This is a genomic window from Neisseria sp. HMSC03D10 (assembly GCF_001807625.1).
GTDB lineage: Bacteria > Pseudomonadota > Gammaproteobacteria > Burkholderiales > Neisseriaceae > Neisseria > Neisseria mucosa.
In genome coordinates, this window is record NZ_KV789513.1 from 9,652 (window position 1) to 26,393 (window position 16,742).

Sequence of the window (16,742 nt, forward strand, 5' to 3'; positions counted from 1 at the left end):
AAGGTCGTCTGAAAAATTTCAGACGACCTTTTATTATTCAAACCAAACACAATCAGAACGTTTTGCTGAACTCGACAAACATTCTGGTTTTGCCGTATTCATTATATTTGTCGTTGCTCCATGTTTTGTGATGGGCGACGGTCAGGCGCGGGGTGATGCCTTTGAAGTGGAAAGCGCGGTGCCACACGGCGAGCGAAATATCCGCTTCTTTATCGCGGCGGTTTTCCTGACCGCTCAAAAGGCTGGGCGTTTGATAACGGCGTTGCGCCGCACTCAGGCGCAACATGGTGGACAGCCCTTTGCCCCATTCCTGCCCCCATGCGGTACGGAGGCTGTAACGGTCGAAGCTGTCCGATTTGTCTTCTTTATTGCGTTCCTGATAGATATCGAAACCGCCGACCCAGTATTGACGGGCGTTTCGGTAATAGACGACGGAATTGCTCAGCAGGCGGTTGTTGTTGTCGGATTTGGCGCGGCGGGTGTTTTTCAGACGACCCATTTCAACGGCGCTCAAGGTTTGCAGCTTAGGCTGCCACCAGCGGTTGAAGTGCAGGCGCGCACCGCTGGAGTAGGTGTACGGATCGTTGCCGTAGAAGCGGCGTTCGTGGAACGGGGTCAAGCCGATGTCGTTGCGCTGGTCGGCGTAGCCTGCGCCTACTGAGAAGCGGGTGGTCAAGTCGTTATACTTGGTTCGTTCGGGATAAACTTTGCCGTAGGTATCCGCGCCTGCCGTAGCGTACCAGCCTTTGGGCAGCGACCATTTTTTCTCTGCGCCAAGTTGGTAGTTGATGGCGGTGGCATCGATAGGTTCGGGGAAAGTCCAGTTGCCGTATGTGCGGCGGCTGGGCGCTTGGTTGATATTTTGTTCGCGGGTTACGCTCAAACCGGCGTTGAATTTCCACGAATCGCGCTCGCGCAATGCTTTTCGGTAAGACTCAATGCCTTTGACGAGCGGCTCGGGCAGGTTGGCTTCTGTTTTGAGTTTGTCGAACTGGTCGGCGGCGGCTTCGTTTTGCTTGTCTTCAAACAAAGCGGTGGCAAGCTGCCAGCGGACGACGGGGGCATCGGGGTTTTCGGCGATAAATTGACGGTAATACCCGATGGCTTCTTTCATTTTGCCGTCGTTTTGGGCAACCAGTCCGTGCGCGTAGAGCGCCATGTTTTTATCGTGTCCCGACCATTGTTCGTAAATCGGCAGGACGACTTTGATGCCCGCGATGTTGCGCGACACAACGGCGGAATACATGGCACGAGAAAGTAATTGGGGATTGTCGAGCAGGGTTTTGGCATCGACGTTCACGACTTTTTCAGACGACGTTTCGGCGGCAGGTTTGACCGCCTCTTCTTCGAAGGGGGCAGGTTCTGCCGTTTTGACCTGCAACTCGGGGGCAGGCTGGTTTGGAATTTTGGGCGGGGCATCAGCGGCTTCTGCCGCAGACATAGTGAAAAGAGAGAGGAGTAAGAGTGTTTTTTTCATGATCTTTGCAATGTGGAATGTTGGCATTGTAGTGATTGCGTCAATATTTTTTATTTGAGATCGGACAACACCATTTATTTCGGTACTGTTTTGTCTCAATATTGTGTTGAGCGCGGATTTTACCGTGTTTTACAGTAAAACAAAACATTGCGGGGGCAAATAAAACGATACGGCATGATTCGGCTTTGACCTAAACCGCAGTAAACGCCTTGCTCTACCGTTTAGTTCTGTTTATCCAACCAAACAAAAAGGTCGTCTGAAACCTCTTTTCAGACGACCTTTCCGGTATTTCTCGATTTAGCGTTTGTCCAAGTCTAAATCAGCTTTGTATTCGATGTGGCCGTGTCCTTTATTTTCGATGGAGACGTCCAATTCTTGTCTGCCGCGTTTGAATTTCAAATCGGCATCATCGTGTTTGATTTCAGATTCGACCACATGAAAACCTTTGCTGCGCGCGTGGGCGATGACTTTTTTCGCCAAAGACGGAATCGGGTTGCCGCGTGCGGGCAGCTCGGCTTCGTATTCGAATTCGCCGTTGCCCTGACGGTCGGCTTTAACCGTATGCGCGCCTGCGGGAAGGTAAATTTCGGCAGGAAGCGGGGCGGCGAAAGCGGTGGCTGAGAAAAGCGCCAAAATGCCGGTTGCCAATAAAGATTTTGTTTTAGCCATACTGTATCCTTTCGGGGAAGGCATATAAAAACGCCGCCATGTTATCGGCAAGGCAACACCCTATCAAGCAAATAAACCTTGTTTTACGTATGACAGTGTTTTTGCGCGCAGCGTTTACGCGGTTTTGCGATAACCCTGCAAAACCCTGCGTCTCGCCCTGTAATAAAAGGTTTTCAGACGACCTTTTGAAACACGGCTTTTGCGCTTTCGGGTAAAATAGTCGCTTTGTTTTTATTCAGGCAGCTTCAACCAAATGTCTTCCTCTCTTTCCAAAAAAACCGCCTACCTGCTGATTGCACTGGTCGGCATCGCGCTTGACCAACTGACCAAATGGGAAATCCTCGCCCACTTCCAAGAAGGCGAGCGCCTCAATATCATCCCCTCTTTCTTCGACCTGACCCTTGCCTACAACCCCGGCGCAGCGTTCAGCTTTCTTTCCGACCAAGGCGGCTGGCAGAAATTCTTTTTCTTAGGGCTGGCACTCGTCATCAGCGCCTATCTCGCCCGCGCTATCCTGCGCGACGAGTTCCGCCTTTCGGGCAAAATCGGCGCAGCCATGATTATCGGCGGTGCGCTCGGTAACGTCATCGACCGACTGATTCACGGTCATGTGGTTGATTTCTTACTGTTTTACTGGAAGGATTGGTATTATCCCGCGTTTAATGTTGCCGACAGCTTTATCTGCGTCGGTGCCGTTTTATTGGTTTTGGACGGACTGTTCCACAAAAAACAACCCAAACCAACCGACGAACCAACAACCGACAACCCATAAGGTCGTCTGAAATCCGGACCATACACATGACCCAAAAAACCATCATCCTTGCCAACCCGCGCGGCTTCTGCGCCGGCGTTGACCGCGCCATCAGCATCGTCGAGCGCGCGCTGGAAGAATTCGGCGCACCGGTTTACGTCCGCCACGAAGTCGTCCACAACAAATTCGTCGTGGACAACCTGCGTGAAAAAGGCGCGGTATTCATCGAAGACCTTGCCGACGTACCCAAAGGCGCCATCCTGATTTACTCGGCACACGGCGTCTCCAAAGCCGTACAGCAGGAAGCCGCCGAACGCGGGTTCCGCGTATTCGATGCCACCTGCCCGCTCGTGACCAAAGTCCACAAAGAAGTCGCCCGCCTCGATGCGCAAGACTGCGAAATCATCATGATCGGACACAAAGGCCACGTCGAAGTCGAAGGCACCATGGGACAGCTTCCGCCCGGCAGGATGCTGCTGGTCGAAACCGTTGAAGACGTCGCCGGTCTGCAAGTCAAAAACCCCGACAAACTCGCCTACGTCAGCCAAACCACCCTGTCCGTCGATGAAACCAAAGACATCATCGCCGCGCTGAACGCCCGCTTCCCCAACATCCGCAACCCGCACAAAGAAGACATCTGCTACGCCACGACCAACCGCCAAACCGCCGTCAAAGAATTGGCGGAAGAATGCGACATCGTCATCGTCGTCGGCTCGCCCAACTCTTCCAACAGCAACCGCCTGCGCGAAGTTGCCGCCCAACGCGGCGTCGATGCCTATATGGTCGACAACGCCGGCTACCTGCAACGCGAATGGTTCGAAGGCAAACACAAAGTCGGCGTAACCGCCGGCGCATCCGCACCCGAAGTTTTAGTCAGAGAAGTCCTGCAAACCATACAGCAATGGGGACACGAAACCATACGCGAAGGCGAAGGCGCGGAAGAAAGCATCGTCTTCGTCCTCCCCAAAGAGCTGCGGCGCGAAGGCGAAAACAAACAGATACTCAATAAAGGTTAAACTGTTTACCCAACCTTTTCATCCAAGCGGCAAAACAAAAAGGTCGTCTGAAACCCGTTTTCAGACGACCTTTACCTATTTACCCCTTGCACTCGACCAGCCGTCAGCGTACATTGGTTATCATCACCTTAAAGGGGCAACATCATGAACCCATTACGCTTTTTATCGCTCTCCACCCTCGTCTTCCTGACTGCCTGCGCCGCCACGCCGGAGCAACTCGCCGCACGCGCACAGGCTCGGAAACAGGAAGAACAAAACCTGCAAATCCACTTGGCTGCCCAGTGCGACCCCGAAACCGCCCGATTGATACAAAAACAGTTTGAGCTGGCGGACAACCGCTCCGTTCAAACGACAGAACAGCAAAAATCCTTCCGCCTGAAATATATAGATAAAGTTTCCGACCCCATGTTCCAAGCCTGCTACAAAATGGCATGGCAAAACTACATCTCCCAGCAGCAGCTTCAAGAAGCACGCTATTATTACAACTATTACGACCCTTGGGGCTACCCTTTTTACCGTCCGCCGTTTTGGTGGTAACGACGATACAGGTCGTCTGAAAACATATTCAGACGACCTGTGGTTTATATAAACACCAAGAACGTTTACAATACCCGTCCGTTTACGAACCGCATAAATAACTCATGAAAATCTGGCTCGGTCAGCATCGCACGCCTGACTTCCCTCAGGGAAGTGCCGTTACCATCGGCAATTTTGACGGCGTGCACCTCGGACACAAACACATTCTCCAAAAACTCAAGCAAGAAGCCGATGCACGGGGGCTTCCCGTCGTCGTCGTTATCTTCGAACCACAACCCAAAGAATTTTTTGCCCGACAAACCGGTAAAAAACAGCCCTACCGTATCAGCCCTTTGCGCACCAAACTAAATTTGCTTGAACAAACCGGCTGTGTCGATGCAGTTTGGGTGCTGCGGTTTAACCAAACATTTGCTGATATGGATGCCCAAGACTTTATCAACCTGCTTTTACGCAAGACGTTGAATACGCGTTATCTGCTGATTGGAGATGACTTCCGTTTCGGAGCAGGTCGCCGTGGCGATTTCGAACTTTTGGCAGCACAACCGGATATTCAAACCGATCGCACCCCATCTGTTATCGTAGAAGACATCCGTACCAGCAGTACTGCTGTGCGCAATGCGCTTTCCGACGGTCGATTAGACTATGCCAAAAAACTGCTGGGACACGATTACACTTTAAGCGGCAAAGTCAAACACGGTAAAAAACTCGGCCGCACCATCAACGCTCCCACCGCCAACATCCAACTCCCTCCCCACCATTACGCCTTAAGCGGGGTATTTGTCGTTGAAGCAGACGGCACTTTCGGCACAAAACGCGGCGTGGCAAGTTTCGGATTCAACCCCACTGTCAGCAACAACCGCGCCCAAAAACTTGAAGTCCATTTGTTTGATTTCAATGAAAACATTTATGGACAACGCCTGAACGTCCGTTTTCTGCACAAATTACGCGACGAAAAAAAATTCGACAGTATCGCCGAATTAAAAGTACAAATCGAACAAGACATGAAAAATGCCCGACATTGGTCTGAAACATAAGTTTGGACAGCCATTACCATAATGGCATCCTACCAAGCAAATGCCTACCAAGGAGAAAAAAGCGGGGCTGCATAGCCTCACAAAAACGTATTAAATACAGCTTATTGTAAGCCTCCGACCATTGAATCAGATAAAGTATCATCTTCTTCCGCTGCAACCGTATATTTCTCTTGCGCCCATTCGCCTAAGTCAATCAATCGGCAGCGTTGACTGCAAAAAGGTCGGTATTTACTCTCTTCATTCCATATCACCAGCTTTTGACAAGTCGGACATTTCACAGTCGTTACTTCAGTCATTATTTATTCCTTCCAAATCATTCTTTATTTTATGCTTGTTACGAAAAACCTTCTAAATGACGGCTAATTGCCTCTTCAATAGTTGGATACCAATCCATAAATGAAGACTGTAATTCCTCTAAAACCAACTCATTGAATAAATCATCTAAATTTCTCCAATCCATTGTTTCATTTGGATAGAGAAAATTTGCCATAACGACAGTATGTTTATTGTGGGAGTAATCTGATAGGGCGCAAACCATCAGATACTGCCCTGAATGCTCCAGATAAAAAATTCTTTTTTCTAAGGGAGGTCGATTATTTGGGTATCCATTTTCCATTGTTTAAACTTTTCGCCGTATTGGCTTCCGAGTTCTTAAAATTGAATTATCTGTTTTCCGTCAAGTAAGTCGTCTGAAAAACCAAACACAATTTCAGACGACCTTTTGATTGTTGGATTTCCAATATGCTTTGTCTGTTGATCGGGATATTTCACGTTAGGGCAATGATGTACCAAATTTTGAGTTGCCGGCATATCCCAGATAAAACCTATGCAAGCCCTGAATTTTCTTGGTCAATTCAGATAAAGTCCCTTCATTTTCTAAAACATCATCTGCATAGATCAGCCGCGTTTGGCGTTTGGCTTGTGTGTTCATAATGCGCTTGATCTCTTCTGTGTCCAAACCGCTTCTTTGCTGAACACGAAGAATTTGTGTTGCTTCAGAAACATCAATCACCAATACTCTATCAACAACCGCCAAAAAATCCGGATTTTCAATCAGCAAGGGGACATCGATAATGCCGTATGCTGCATCGGGATAACAGGTTTTTGCTAATTTGATTTCATTTAAAATCAAAGGTAGTAATACCTCTTCCAATTCTTTTTTGGCTTGAGGTCGTCTGAAAACAATATCTCTCAAAGCAGCACGGTTCAGACTGTTTTGAGTATGAAAAACCTTGTCACCAAAAAGACGGCGGATAGCCGGTAATGCTATACCGTTATCCGCCGTCAGGTTTCGACTCAGGGCATCGGCATCAATGTGCGGGACTCCCAAATCAGAAAAGATTTTTGCTGCTTGAGATTTCCCGCTGCCGATACCGCCTGTCAAACCTATCCATAAAGTCATATTAAAATCCTGATTTTGTCAGCCACCAAGTAACGGCACGATGTACCGGCTCGTTGACTACCAAAATAATCCAGCCGGCAATGGCCAAACTCGGGCCGAATGCAAAATATTGTCCTTTGGCAACCCGTCCGATAATCGCTCCAATCAGACCGATTAATGCTGCCATAAAAACCAATACAGGTAAAATGCCGATGCCAAGCCATGCACCTAGAGCAGCCAGCAATTTAAAATCGCCGTTACCCATACCGATTTTTCCAGTCAAAAGCTTATAAATGAAGCACAACAACCATAAGCTCATGTAACCGAAAACTGCACCTAAAACGGCGGATTTCAATGGCACGAATGTGCCGTTCAAATTAAACAGCAAACCTAGCCATATCAACGGCAGGGTCAGGCTGTCAGGTAAATATTGAGTATCCGCGTCGATAAAGGTCAATGCAATCAATAACGCAGTCAATATCAAACCGCCAAATGCAGCCATCGTCCAACCATATTGCCACGCCACTACGCCAAACAATATACCGGTCAATAATTCGATTAAGGGATAACGGATGCTAATGGGCGTTTTACACGAACCACATTTACCACCAAGCATCAGATAACTGACAATCGGAATATTTTGCCAAGCCTTTACCGGAGCATAACACTTGGGGCAGCGGGAATCCGGCTTCATCAAATTGAATGGTTGCTGTTCTTCTTCCGTTAATTCAAGTTGCAAATGCTCTTTCGCAAACTGAGTCCAGCCGCGTTCCATCATGACAGGAACGCGGTAAATGACAACATTAAGAAAACTTCCGATTAACAAACCAACAATGACAGCTAATGGAATAGCAAATGGCGCTAATGTATCCAAAGATTCCAACATATCAACCTACTACGTTACCGAGGTTAAACAGCGGCAGATACATTGCTACCAGGATTGTACCGATAATGGAGCCCAAAACCACCATAATAATCGGCTCCATCAGAGAAGATAGTTGTGATACAGAGTTATCAACTTCTTCCTCATAAAATTCAGCAGCCTTATTTAGCATATCATCAAGGGATCCGGATTCTTCACCAATAGCAGCCATTTGAATAACCATATTCGGGAACATATCCGTACTTTGCATACTTGAAGTCAAAGAGAGGCCTTGAGTAACTTTTGCACGGATGTCTTGCGTTGCTTCTTCATAGAGTATATTGCCGGCAGCACCTGATACAGAATCTAAAACCTCAACCAAAGGGACACCGGCAGCAAATAAGGTAGAAGTAGTACGAGCCCAACGTGCAATAGTTGCTTTACGAATGATAGAGCCAAAAATAGGCATACGTAAAACCATGGCATCTACACGTTTTTGAAATTCAGGAGATTTCTGATGCAATTTATATACACCAAATCCAATGCCAATTGCTGCAATAATCATGATCCAGCCATACTCGACAAAAAAGTCGGAAATACTCATGACTGTTTGTGTCATACCCGGTAATTCTGCTCCCATATTGGAGTAAACCTCTTTAAATGCAGGCAAAACCCAGCGCATCATTACGAAAATCAGTACAACCGCAACAACCACAATAGAAATTGGGTAGGTCAATGCAGTTTTTACTTTTTTCTTAATGGCTTGTGTTTTCTCTTTATATACAGCAAGTTTATCCAACAGGCTTTCTAAAACACCACCGGTCTCACCGGCCGCAATCAGATTACAATAAAAGCGGTCGAAATATTTTGGATATTTGGCAAATGATTTACCCAATGCACTACCTTGTTCCACATCTGCACGGACTTGCATCAACATTTCAGTCATGGATGGGTTGGAGTGTCCGCGTGCGACAATTTCAAAAGCCTGCATTAAAGGCAGACCTGCTTTCATCATGGTGGCGAGTTGACGGGTGAAAACTGTAATGTCTTCCTGAGTAATACGACGCTTTTTGGTTGCCTTTACTTTACTGATACGTAAAGGGCGTATCCCGCGGCGTTGGAGCTTTTTACGCGCTTCTTCTTCGTCTTTGGCGACTACTTCGCCTCGGACTAATTGATCCGTATTGGTATTTTTACCTTCAAACGTAAAACGTTTGCCTTTATTTTTTTGAGCGAATAAGCCTCTTTTTTGCTCTGCTTGAGCCATTTTGTTACCCCTTGGTTTAATGTTTAAGAATGAAGAAAACAAAAGTCCCCGTATTTCTTCGATTCAATGGTTTAATCGTTAGTGTGAGCAATAACTTCTTCTAATGAAGTCAAACCTTGCATAGCTTTTAACAAACCTGCGCGGCGTAAATCGACCATGCCTTCTTTATAGGCCATGTTCATAATATCAACTTCCGTACCATTATTCATAATGACACGTTGCATTTCCTCGGTAATCGGCATCACTTCGTAGACGCCGACACGGCCTTTGAAGCCTTTACCACGGCAACTATCGCAGCCGACAGGACGGTAGAGTTTCCAATCCTTTGCTAAATCTTCATCTGTAAATCCTGCTTTTTTTAATGCGGGAACTGGAGGACGCTCAACCTCACGCTTACAGCTCGAACACAGACGACGCAATAGTCGTTGCGCCATAATTAAGCTGACGGAACTGGCAATGTTGAATGGAGCGACCCCCATGTTCAACATACGGGATAGGGTCGCAGGCGCGTTATTGGTATGCAACGTTGAAAACACCATATGTCCGGTTTGTGCCGCTTTGATGGCAATATCCGCGGTTTCCAAGTCCCGAATCTCACCTACCATGATAATGTCAGGGTCTTGTCGCAAGAAAGATTTCAACGCCGCAGCAAAAGTCAAACCTTGTTTGTCATTGACGTTGACTTGGTTGATGCCGGGTAAATTAATCTCGGCCGGGTCTTCTGCAGTGGAAATATTGACGTCTTCTGTATTTAAAATATTCAAGCAAGTATAAAGTGATACGGTTTTACCGGAGCCTGTCGGACCTGTTACCAATACCATGCCATAAGGGCGATGAATGGCCTCAAGCAGCATTTCTTTTTGGAAGGGTTCGAATCCTAGTTGGTCAATATTTAAAGTTGCTGCATCAGAATTCAGAATACGCATTACCACTTTTTCGCCAAAAAGCGTAGGTAACGTACTTACACGAAAATCAATGGGGCGACCGTGTTTATGGAAAGCAATCTGAATACGACCATCTTGCGGTACGCGTTTTTCCGAAATGTCCAAACGCGCCATTACTTTGATGCGTGAAGCCAGCTGTCCGCGTACAGCAACAGGGGGTTGAACCACTTCCCTTAGCTGTCCATCTACACGAAAACGGACACGAGCCATTTGTTCATAAAATTCGAAATGTATATCGGATGCGCCTGCATTTAGCGCATCTGATAAGGTCTTGTGAATAAAACGTGGAATAGGCCCATCTTCAGCCTCTTCGTTGTCTATATAAAGCGCCTGAGAGGGCTGGGCAGCTTCTTGTTCTTCACTAATTTCTTTTAAGATGGTGGTAGAACGTTGTCCTAACCACTCCAGCAAAGAACTCAACTGATCATCCGGGACAACTACTAAATCAACCGTCACTCCCGAAGCAAAAGCTATTTTTTGAAAACTTTGGATTTGAGTAGGATCTGAAACCGCCAAATATACCTTTCGGCCGCGACGAAAAATCGGAACGCAGCGATTTTGAACCATCTGCTCCTCAGTTAAGACATCCATAACAATATTGTTACGTGGATAATAATGCAAATCCAATAGCGGATAACTAAAAACTCGCGCAACCAACTCGCCCAAAGACCTTGGGCTGATAATCTTATCCGCAAAAAGCATGGGCAAGATTTCCTGCCCCGTTTTCAATATATTATTGTAATGCTCTGCCTGGGTATTGTTGATTGTCTGGCTTTGAACCAAAACTCGTAATAATCCGATACTCATTATTTGCTATCCGTTCCTTATTTTCTCTTTTTTGCAAAGAGTGTGCTTATTTTATCATTCATTATGCCTAAAACATATCAAGACGTTCTAATATTATTCAACTTTGCTTTTCATTGTGAAAAATATGACACAAACGTCCCTTACCAAATTTTAAGGAATTATTATAAAACAACCGCTGTCCATGCAGAATTCCATTACACTACTATTTAGAAAGGCAAAATAACAAAACCGAGTTTTGCAAAATAACAAAACTCGGTTTTAATTCATAAAATCAAACTATTACTGGCGGATACGTGCAGCAGGAGCAGGAGCCACTTCGCGAATAATCACTTCACGAACTACTTCAGGAGCAGGCTTTTTAGGACCGCAACCTTCTGGCAACCAGAAGAATGATTGGGCATTTTTGTCTTTGTCAAACAAAATCTTGTATTGACAAGTTTTATGCTCACCATTTTCACGGTAATTGAACAAATAATCCCACTCACGAACACCATATAAGCCTTCTTGGAAATGAGGACGACCAATCAATTCGTAAATTTGGTCTTTATTCATACCTGCTTCGATTTGACGGACATTATCCCAATTCGGCCAAGTACCATGCTGAGTACCATCATGACGGAAGGTAGTTCTAGCAGGATCAGGCCATACAGGGTTATCAGTAGTACCTTCTTTGCTGACCTTGCTTAAATTACCACAAGCGGCCAAAGTCAATGCCGCGATAACTGGCAAAATGATTGATAATTTCATGTTTTTTCCTTTATATCGATATCATTCTTTAACTGGGGTCGTCTGAACCGACAAACCCCTTCAGGCCTTACCATTGATAGCCTACGCTACCACCCCAGTTTACGTCTTTACGTGTATTAACACTGACACCGGTTTTAACAGACCATTTGTTGTTATCTGAGTTATGAGCATAACCCACGGCAATAGCCTGTTCATTGCGATAGCCACCTACCGCAGCAGAAACCATGCTCTTACCTGCTTCATTCGGACGTTGCAAGAAGGCAATCGCAGTCGCACCGGCGATACCTGCACGCAAATCCTTATCCATATCATTCAAGCGGTTACCAATACCATTAACTTGATTTTGTAAATTGGTGATTGCAGTAGAGTTACCTTGCGAACGTGCAGCAACTTGATACAATTGACTACCGTTAATAGCATCAGTACTGGTTGCACTAATACGACCAGCAGCAACATTAGTGATAGTACGCTCACCACCCGCATAGCCAACACTAACGGTAGAACGAGGATTAGTACCTGCAAAACCGCCATAAGATACGCCGTTTACGGTTGCGCTATTAGTACCGACTGCCTCAGCAGTTTCAGAACCTGCACCCAAAGCAACGGAACCTGCATGAGAAGCTGTCGCACGAGAGCCAATAGCCACTGCCGAATTAGCAGAAGCTTTAGACTGCAAGCCATAAGCAACACTTGATTGACCTGACGCAGAAGATGCTGCACCTGTAGCAGTAGAATACATTGCAGAAGCTACAGAACCAGTACCCAAAGCAGTTGCGCCTTGGGCAGTTGCACGAGCTTTTTGACCTGCGGCAGTCGTTACATTACCAACTGCTTGCGCACCTTGGCCAAAGGCCGTAGCGGCAATACCGTCTGCATTAGATAGAGTACCAACAGCGGTAGCAGACTCACCCGCAGAAGTGGTGCTGGTACCGATAGCGATACCGCTATGACCTGTTGCCTTTGTATTTACACCGATAGCCATACCAAAACGATCAGTAGCGCCATCGTTGTTGTAGTTAGGACGTTGAACACCAGCATCACTACTGATACTAATGTAATTTTCAGCTGAAGCAGCAGATGCTGCAAACAAACCGAAAGCGGCAAACGATACGGACATTGCCGTATTGAGCGCGGTAAAACGATTCATGTGTGCTTTGTGTTTCATATTTTATCTCCCTGATAAAAACACATAATGATAGTTATCGAAAAGATCGAACCAAAGATAATATATGTTTTGCATATTATGATTGACAAATATTTGCCGCTTATCTAATATACATACCACTTATCCAATACTTACAAAAAAATGTACCCGATTCAATCCATCTAAAACAAATAAATAAGTACAATCAAGATAATGGATTGACTTACAATCCAATCAATCTATACATGATTGTATTATAATTGGACCACCTGTCTTCTCATTTATTATTTTTTTTTATCATGGCTTAACACGTTCTCTATATTATTAATTATTAACCGTATTGTTTGTCATGAATATATAACTCAAAATATATTAACAACTGGAACAAATAGAAAAATATATAACACTCTGCAATTTTATGTCTAATTTTTATGTAAAAAGCAATTTAAATTTAAAATAAACTAAAAATTTACCAATAAATTTTTTAGAGGCTATTTTTATCTACAAGAATGTTTTCCATACATATATCCACAAATTCCCATCTCTTACCTCTATACCCCAACTTTCACGCATCTTTCTACAACTGAAACATGTTAAAAAAGTGTTGTATTTAGACAAAAATCATCTATCCTCATAGATGATGATCTTTCTAATTTCGTCAATCTTATCTAACAACACCTATTTCCCACTCACTCCAAAATTAAGTATTTCAAAATCACTGGCTTCCCTATTCAGCTATTCTCATTAGCTTTGGATCTGCTCATCTCGTCCCGTTTTAGATTGAATCGTCTATAATCCCCTCCTGATACCTTTTTTATACGCCCATCACATCTTGGAATATCATTATGATACGTTGGTTATACAATCAACTTTGGCATATCGCTCCTTTGTTTATCCGCCGTTATCTAAAAAAGAGAGCTAAAAAATCAACATCCTATTTGGAACACTGGGATGAAAGATTCGGCAAAAAAATGAGCAAGCCCGTGCGTCATCCGATTTGGATTCACGCCGTTTCTGTCGGGGAAACCCGTGCTGCGCAGCCACTCATCGAAGCATTACAGAACTATTTCCCAGATGTCCCTTTATTACTGACTCAAATGACACCGACCGGAAGGCATACGGCGCAAACCCTATATCCCAATGCGCAATGCCGCTATATTCCCTACGACAAACCAGAATGGGTTGGGCAATTTTTAACCGACCATGCCCCTCGTTTCGGTATTTTGATGGAAACAGAAATTTGGCCGAACCTGATGCATATGTGTGCTGAAAAACAGGTGCCGCTTTTTCTTGCTAACGCCCGCCTGTCTGAAAAATCGCAACGGGGATATTTGAAAATACGCGGCTTGGTTGAGCCTGCTATGCGCACCCTGAGCGGATGCTTTGCCCAAACTGCCGAAGATGCAGAACGGTTGCACTTGATTGGGGCTTCTAATGTCCACGTTTGCGGCAACACCAAATATGATGTATCGCTTCCCGAAGGGATGAAAGCACTTGCAGCCGCATTTAAAGAACGGATCGGCAACCGCCCTGTCGTCGTGTGTGCCAGCACCCGTTTCTATAAAGGTCAGGACGAAGCGGAAATGTTGCTTGAAGCATGGAAACGCTATAAAGGGGATGCACTGCTGGTGATTATCCCTCGACACCCCGAGCGTTTTCAGACGACCTTTTCCCTTGCAGAAGATATGGGCTACCGTGTGCAATATCGCAGTGATAACCTTCCTGTCAACAAAGAAACGCAAATATGGGTCGGAGACAGCATGGGAGAACTGTTTGCCTATTATTTGGCTGCGGATATTGCCTTCGTCGGCGGCAGTCTTGTGGATGCGGGCTGTCAGAATGTTATCGAACCGATTTCCTGCGGCATACCGACCTTATTCGGTTGTTCAACCTACAATTTCTCCGCTGTATGCCAAGATGCCATCCATGCAGGGGCGGCAGAACAGATTGTTTCTGCTGAAAGATGGTATGAAAAAACCACATCATGGCTTGCCAATCCATCGGAAAAAGAACGTTTCTCCCAAAAAGCCCTTGAGTTTATCGGCAAGCACCAAGGAGCAAGCAAACGCATGGCGGATCAAATCGCCAAAGCAGTCATCCGCCAATAAATCATCCATCCCACTTATTACTAAAAGGTCGTCTGAAACACGATAACCCTCGTTTCAGACGACCTTTTCCCATTGCCCCATCAAACAAAAACCGTTCCGACAAATGAAACGATCGGAACGGTTTGCATGATGATATTAATGAACTGCTTAACGATAGCGATGTCCGTGATGAACTTGGCTGCCGATAACGCCGCCCAATGCTGCACCACCCAAAGTAGATCCGGTATCGCCGCCAATCAGGTTACCTGCTACACCACCCAATACTGCGCCGGTAGCGGTATTGCGTTGGGTTTGGTTCATACCTGCACATGCGCTCAAAGAAGCAGCGATAGCAATCAAGGTAACGGTTTTAGTCAAAGCCTTTTTCATGTTGTATTCTCCATCAGTGGGTTAAACAATACGCAGGCAGTATCTCACAAGGTTTCATTAATATGTCTTCTGATAAGTAAAGACTGTTTAAACTACGATAATTTACCCGGAGACTACCCTGAAGCCCTTGTAAATAAACAATTTATACAAAACAAAAACAAAAGGTCATCTGAAAAACTGTCTGTTTTTGTTCACACACAGTCTTTTCAGACGACCTCTTTTTTGCCGTTCAAACCGGCTTAAGGCGCAACCTGTTATGGTTTGCCTCAGCCAAAAGCGCGAGCATTTCTTCGGTGGTATCCCAGCCGATGCAGGCATCGGTAATGCTTTGCCCGTAAACCTCGGGCTTGTCCTGTCTACCTTCGACCAAATGGCTTTCCACCATCACGCCCATAATATTGTCTTCGCCGTTTTCCAGTTGCGCGGCAACATCTTGAGCAACTTCCATCTGCCGTCTGTAATCTTTACGGCTGTTTGCGTGGCTGCAATCGACCATCAGCTTGGGTGACAAACCGACTTTTATCAATTGCTCCGCCGCCGATTTGACGTGTTCGGTACTGTAATTCGGCTCTTTACCGCCGCGCAGGATAACGTGGCAGTCGGGATTGCCGCTGGTATGTACAATGGCGGAATGCCCCGCTTTGGTTACAGACAGGAAGTGATGCGGATGACTTGCCGCGCCAATCGCGTCGATGGCGATTTTCAGATTGCCGTCCGTACCGTTTTTGAAACCGACCGGACAAGACAGGCCGCTGGCGAGTTCGCGGTGTACTTGGCTCTCCGTCGTCCGCGCACCAATCGCGCCCCAAGAAATCAAGTCCGCGTAATATTGCGGCGTAATCATGTCGAGGAACTCTGTCGAAGCGGGCATGCCCATATTGTTCAGCGTCAGCAGCAAGCTGCGCGCCTGACGCAGACCGTAGTTGATGTCGAACGTACCGTCCAAGTGCGGGTCGTTAATCAGACCTTTCCAGCCGACCGTCGTGCGCGGTTTTTCAAAATACACGCGCATCACAATCAGCAATTCTTTTTCATATTTCTTGCGCAACACCAGCAAACGTTCGGCGTATTCCAAGGCGGCTTTGGGGTCGTGGATGGAACACGGGCCGATAATCACCAGCAGGCGGTTGTCCTTGCCGTGAACCAAATCGGCGATTTCATGCCGCGTGCGGTGTACCAGCCCCGCCGCTTCCTCGGAAATCGGCAGTTCGTACAAATGGGCAATCGGCGGCAGCAGCTCTTTGACTTCTCTAATCTTAATATCGTCGGTAGGGTATTGTTTGGTCATTTTTATTGCTTTCAAATTCAGATAAATTAAGGCATAGATTACCTTCTTTACCTGTTTTAAACAAGACTTTTTCCAATTATTCAGCAATTTTATTTCAAAAAAATATTTTTTTTGTATTTTAAAGCATTAAAAATCATAAAATATAAAAATATAAGCAACAATATTTCTCTTAATTAAATTCAAAAATCAAAATAGCCGACAACCCTTCGACTCAACGTACAGCCCATATACCTAATACAATTAAATTTGAACAACAAAAGCTCAGACAATAAAAATGCTCGGTATAACCGGATAGCAAACCCAACTCCGTATCATATATATATATATATATATATATATAT

Annotated in this window: 17 protein-coding genes; 5 read left to right on the forward strand and 12 right to left on the reverse strand. The window is 45.7% G+C overall.

Features of this window, described 5'->3' with window-relative positions:
* Positions 1-52: 52 nt before the first annotated feature.
* Together HMPREF3066_RS03385 and HMPREF3066_RS03390 are read right to left on the reverse strand one after the other, a co-directional pair.
* Entirely contained in the window at positions 53-1,477 is a 1,425-nt protein-coding gene (locus HMPREF3066_RS03385; protein ID WP_210385690.1) for a surface lipoprotein assembly modifier, read from the reverse strand.
* Positions 1,478-1,774: 297 nt separating this feature from the next.
* On the reverse strand, positions 1,775-2,146 hold the full coding sequence (locus tag HMPREF3066_RS03390; RefSeq protein WP_070440447.1) for a hypothetical protein: 372 nt from the start codon (positions 2,144-2,146) through the stop codon (positions 1,775-1,777).
* Between the two features lie 253 nt (positions 2,147-2,399).
* Between HMPREF3066_RS03390 and lspA the strand changes: the two genes are divergently transcribed.
* From lspA to ribF, 4 genes are all read left to right on the forward strand, one after another.
* Complete coding sequence (gene lspA / locus HMPREF3066_RS03395) at positions 2,400-2,918, forward strand: signal peptidase II (RefSeq protein WP_070440449.1); 519 nt, start codon at positions 2,400-2,402, stop codon at positions 2,916-2,918.
* Positions 2,919-2,944: 26 nt separating this feature from the next.
* On the forward strand, positions 2,945-3,913 hold the full coding sequence (ispH, locus tag HMPREF3066_RS03400; protein WP_003756592.1) for a 4-hydroxy-3-methylbut-2-enyl diphosphate reductase: 969 nt from the start codon (positions 2,945-2,947) through the stop codon (positions 3,911-3,913).
* 144 nt (positions 3,914-4,057) lie between these two features.
* Positions 4,058-4,450, forward strand: coding sequence for a hypothetical protein (locus HMPREF3066_RS03405; RefSeq protein WP_070440451.1), 393 nt, complete (start codon positions 4,058-4,060; stop codon positions 4,448-4,450).
* Between the two features lie 104 nt (positions 4,451-4,554).
* The gene (gene ribF, locus HMPREF3066_RS03410) at positions 4,555-5,484 is read left to right on the forward strand and encodes a bifunctional riboflavin kinase/FAD synthetase (RefSeq protein WP_070440453.1); all 930 of its coding nucleotides are present in this window, start codon (positions 4,555-4,557) and stop codon (positions 5,482-5,484) included.
* 101 nt (positions 5,485-5,585) lie between these two features.
* Here the strand turns inward: ribF and yacG are convergent, their stop codons facing one another.
* The 8 genes from yacG to HMPREF3066_RS03445 all read right to left on the reverse strand — a co-directional run bounded on the left by yacG (position 5,586) and on the right by HMPREF3066_RS03445 (position 12,657).
* Positions 5,586-5,780 carry a DNA gyrase inhibitor YacG gene (gene yacG, locus HMPREF3066_RS03415; protein ID WP_070440456.1) on the reverse strand — a complete coding sequence of 65 codons (195 nt, stop codon included), beginning with the start codon at positions 5,778-5,780 and terminating at the stop codon, positions 5,586-5,588.
* Positions 5,781-5,818: 38 nt separating this feature from the next.
* The gene (locus HMPREF3066_RS12095) at positions 5,819-6,100 is read right to left on the reverse strand and encodes a hypothetical protein (RefSeq protein ID WP_082013583.1); all 282 of its coding nucleotides are present in this window, start codon (positions 6,098-6,100) and stop codon (positions 5,819-5,821) included.
* 156 nt (positions 6,101-6,256) lie between these two features.
* Positions 6,257-6,886, reverse strand: coding sequence for a dephospho-CoA kinase (gene coaE / locus HMPREF3066_RS03420; protein WP_003741114.1), 630 nt, complete (start codon positions 6,884-6,886; stop codon positions 6,257-6,259).
* Position 6,887: 1 nt separating this feature from the next.
* Positions 6,888-7,751, reverse strand: a complete 864-nt coding sequence (locus HMPREF3066_RS03425) for a prepilin peptidase (protein WP_070440458.1) — start codon at positions 7,749-7,751, stop codon at positions 6,888-6,890.
* Between the two features lies 1 nt (position 7,752).
* Positions 7,753-8,994 (reverse strand): type II secretion system F family protein, encoded by a 1,242-nt coding sequence (locus HMPREF3066_RS03430; RefSeq protein ID WP_060974403.1) that lies wholly within the window; start codon positions 8,992-8,994, stop codon positions 7,753-7,755.
* A 71-nt stretch (positions 8,995-9,065) separates the two neighbouring features.
* Positions 9,066-10,745, reverse strand: a complete 1,680-nt coding sequence (gene pilB / locus HMPREF3066_RS03435) for a type IV-A pilus assembly ATPase PilB (protein ID WP_060974402.1) — start codon at positions 10,743-10,745, stop codon at positions 9,066-9,068.
* 279 nt (positions 10,746-11,024) lie between these two features.
* Positions 11,025-11,492 (reverse strand): outer membrane protein assembly factor BamE, encoded by a 468-nt coding sequence (locus tag HMPREF3066_RS03440; protein WP_049226372.1) that lies wholly within the window; start codon positions 11,490-11,492, stop codon positions 11,025-11,027.
* Between the two features lie 67 nt (positions 11,493-11,559).
* On the reverse strand, positions 11,560-12,657 hold the full coding sequence (locus HMPREF3066_RS03445) for a YadA family autotransporter adhesin (RefSeq protein ID WP_039405488.1): 1,098 nt from the start codon (positions 12,655-12,657) through the stop codon (positions 11,560-11,562).
* Between the two features lie 824 nt (positions 12,658-13,481).
* Between HMPREF3066_RS03445 and waaA the strand changes: the two genes are divergently transcribed.
* Positions 13,482-14,744, forward strand: coding sequence for a lipid IV(A) 3-deoxy-D-manno-octulosonic acid transferase (gene waaA / locus HMPREF3066_RS03450; protein ID WP_083286393.1), 1,263 nt, complete (start codon positions 13,482-13,484; stop codon positions 14,742-14,744).
* 147 nt (positions 14,745-14,891) lie between these two features.
* On the opposite strand, the gene HMPREF3066_RS03455 is transcribed toward waaA, so the two are convergent.
* Positions 14,892-15,113, reverse strand: coding sequence for a glycine zipper 2TM domain-containing protein (locus HMPREF3066_RS03455; protein WP_003741122.1), 222 nt, complete (start codon positions 15,111-15,113; stop codon positions 14,892-14,894).
* 229 nt (positions 15,114-15,342) lie between these two features.
* Positions 15,343-16,401: a 3-deoxy-7-phosphoheptulonate synthase AroG gene (gene aroG, locus HMPREF3066_RS03460; protein WP_070440462.1), complete on the reverse strand. Its 1,059-nt coding sequence runs from the start codon at positions 16,399-16,401 to the stop codon at positions 15,343-15,345.
* Between the last annotated feature and the right edge of the window lie 341 nt (positions 16,402-16,742).

Coding starts and splice junctions, on each gene's coding strand:
- HMPREF3066_RS03425 (WP_070440458.1), bottom strand. CDS start 7,751: ATGTTGGAATCTTTGGATACATTAGCGCCATTTGCTATTCCATTAGCT.
- ribF (WP_070440453.1), top strand. CDS start 4,555: ATGAAAATCTGGCTCGGTCAGCATCGCACGCCTGACTTCCCTCAGGGA.
- yacG (WP_070440456.1), bottom strand. CDS start 5,780: ATGACTGAAGTAACGACTGTGAAATGTCCGACTTGTCAAAAGCTGGTG.
- HMPREF3066_RS12095 (WP_082013583.1), bottom strand. CDS start 6,100: ATGGAAAATGGATACCCAAATAATCGACCTCCCTTAGAAAAAAGAATT.
- HMPREF3066_RS03440 (WP_049226372.1), bottom strand. CDS start 11,492: ATGAAATTATCAATCATTTTGCCAGTTATCGCGGCATTGACTTTGGCC.
- HMPREF3066_RS03445 (WP_039405488.1), bottom strand. CDS start 12,657: ATGAAACACAAAGCACACATGAATCGTTTTACCGCGCTCAATACGGCA.
- aroG (WP_070440462.1), bottom strand. CDS start 16,401: ATGACCAAACAATACCCTACCGACGATATTAAGATTAGAGAAGTCAAA.
- HMPREF3066_RS03430 (WP_060974403.1), bottom strand. CDS start 8,994: ATGGCTCAAGCAGAGCAAAAAAGAGGCTTATTCGCTCAAAAAAATAAA.
- lspA (WP_070440449.1), top strand. CDS start 2,400: ATGTCTTCCTCTCTTTCCAAAAAAACCGCCTACCTGCTGATTGCACTG.
- HMPREF3066_RS03405 (WP_070440451.1), top strand. CDS start 4,058: ATGAACCCATTACGCTTTTTATCGCTCTCCACCCTCGTCTTCCTGACT.
- HMPREF3066_RS03455 (WP_003741122.1), bottom strand. CDS start 15,113: ATGAAAAAGGCTTTGACTAAAACCGTTACCTTGATTGCTATCGCTGCT.
- waaA (WP_083286393.1), top strand. CDS start 13,482: ATGATACGTTGGTTATACAATCAACTTTGGCATATCGCTCCTTTGTTT.
- ispH (WP_003756592.1), top strand. CDS start 2,945: ATGACCCAAAAAACCATCATCCTTGCCAACCCGCGCGGCTTCTGCGCC.
- coaE (WP_003741114.1), bottom strand. CDS start 6,886: ATGACTTTATGGATAGGTTTGACAGGCGGTATCGGCAGCGGGAAATCT.
- HMPREF3066_RS03385 (WP_210385690.1), bottom strand. CDS start 1,477: ATGAAAAAAACACTCTTACTCCTCTCTCTTTTCACTATGTCTGCGGCA.
- HMPREF3066_RS03390 (WP_070440447.1), bottom strand. CDS start 2,146: ATGGCTAAAACAAAATCTTTATTGGCAACCGGCATTTTGGCGCTTTTC.
- pilB (WP_060974402.1), bottom strand. CDS start 10,745: ATGAGTATCGGATTATTACGAGTTTTGGTTCAAAGCCAGACAATCAAC.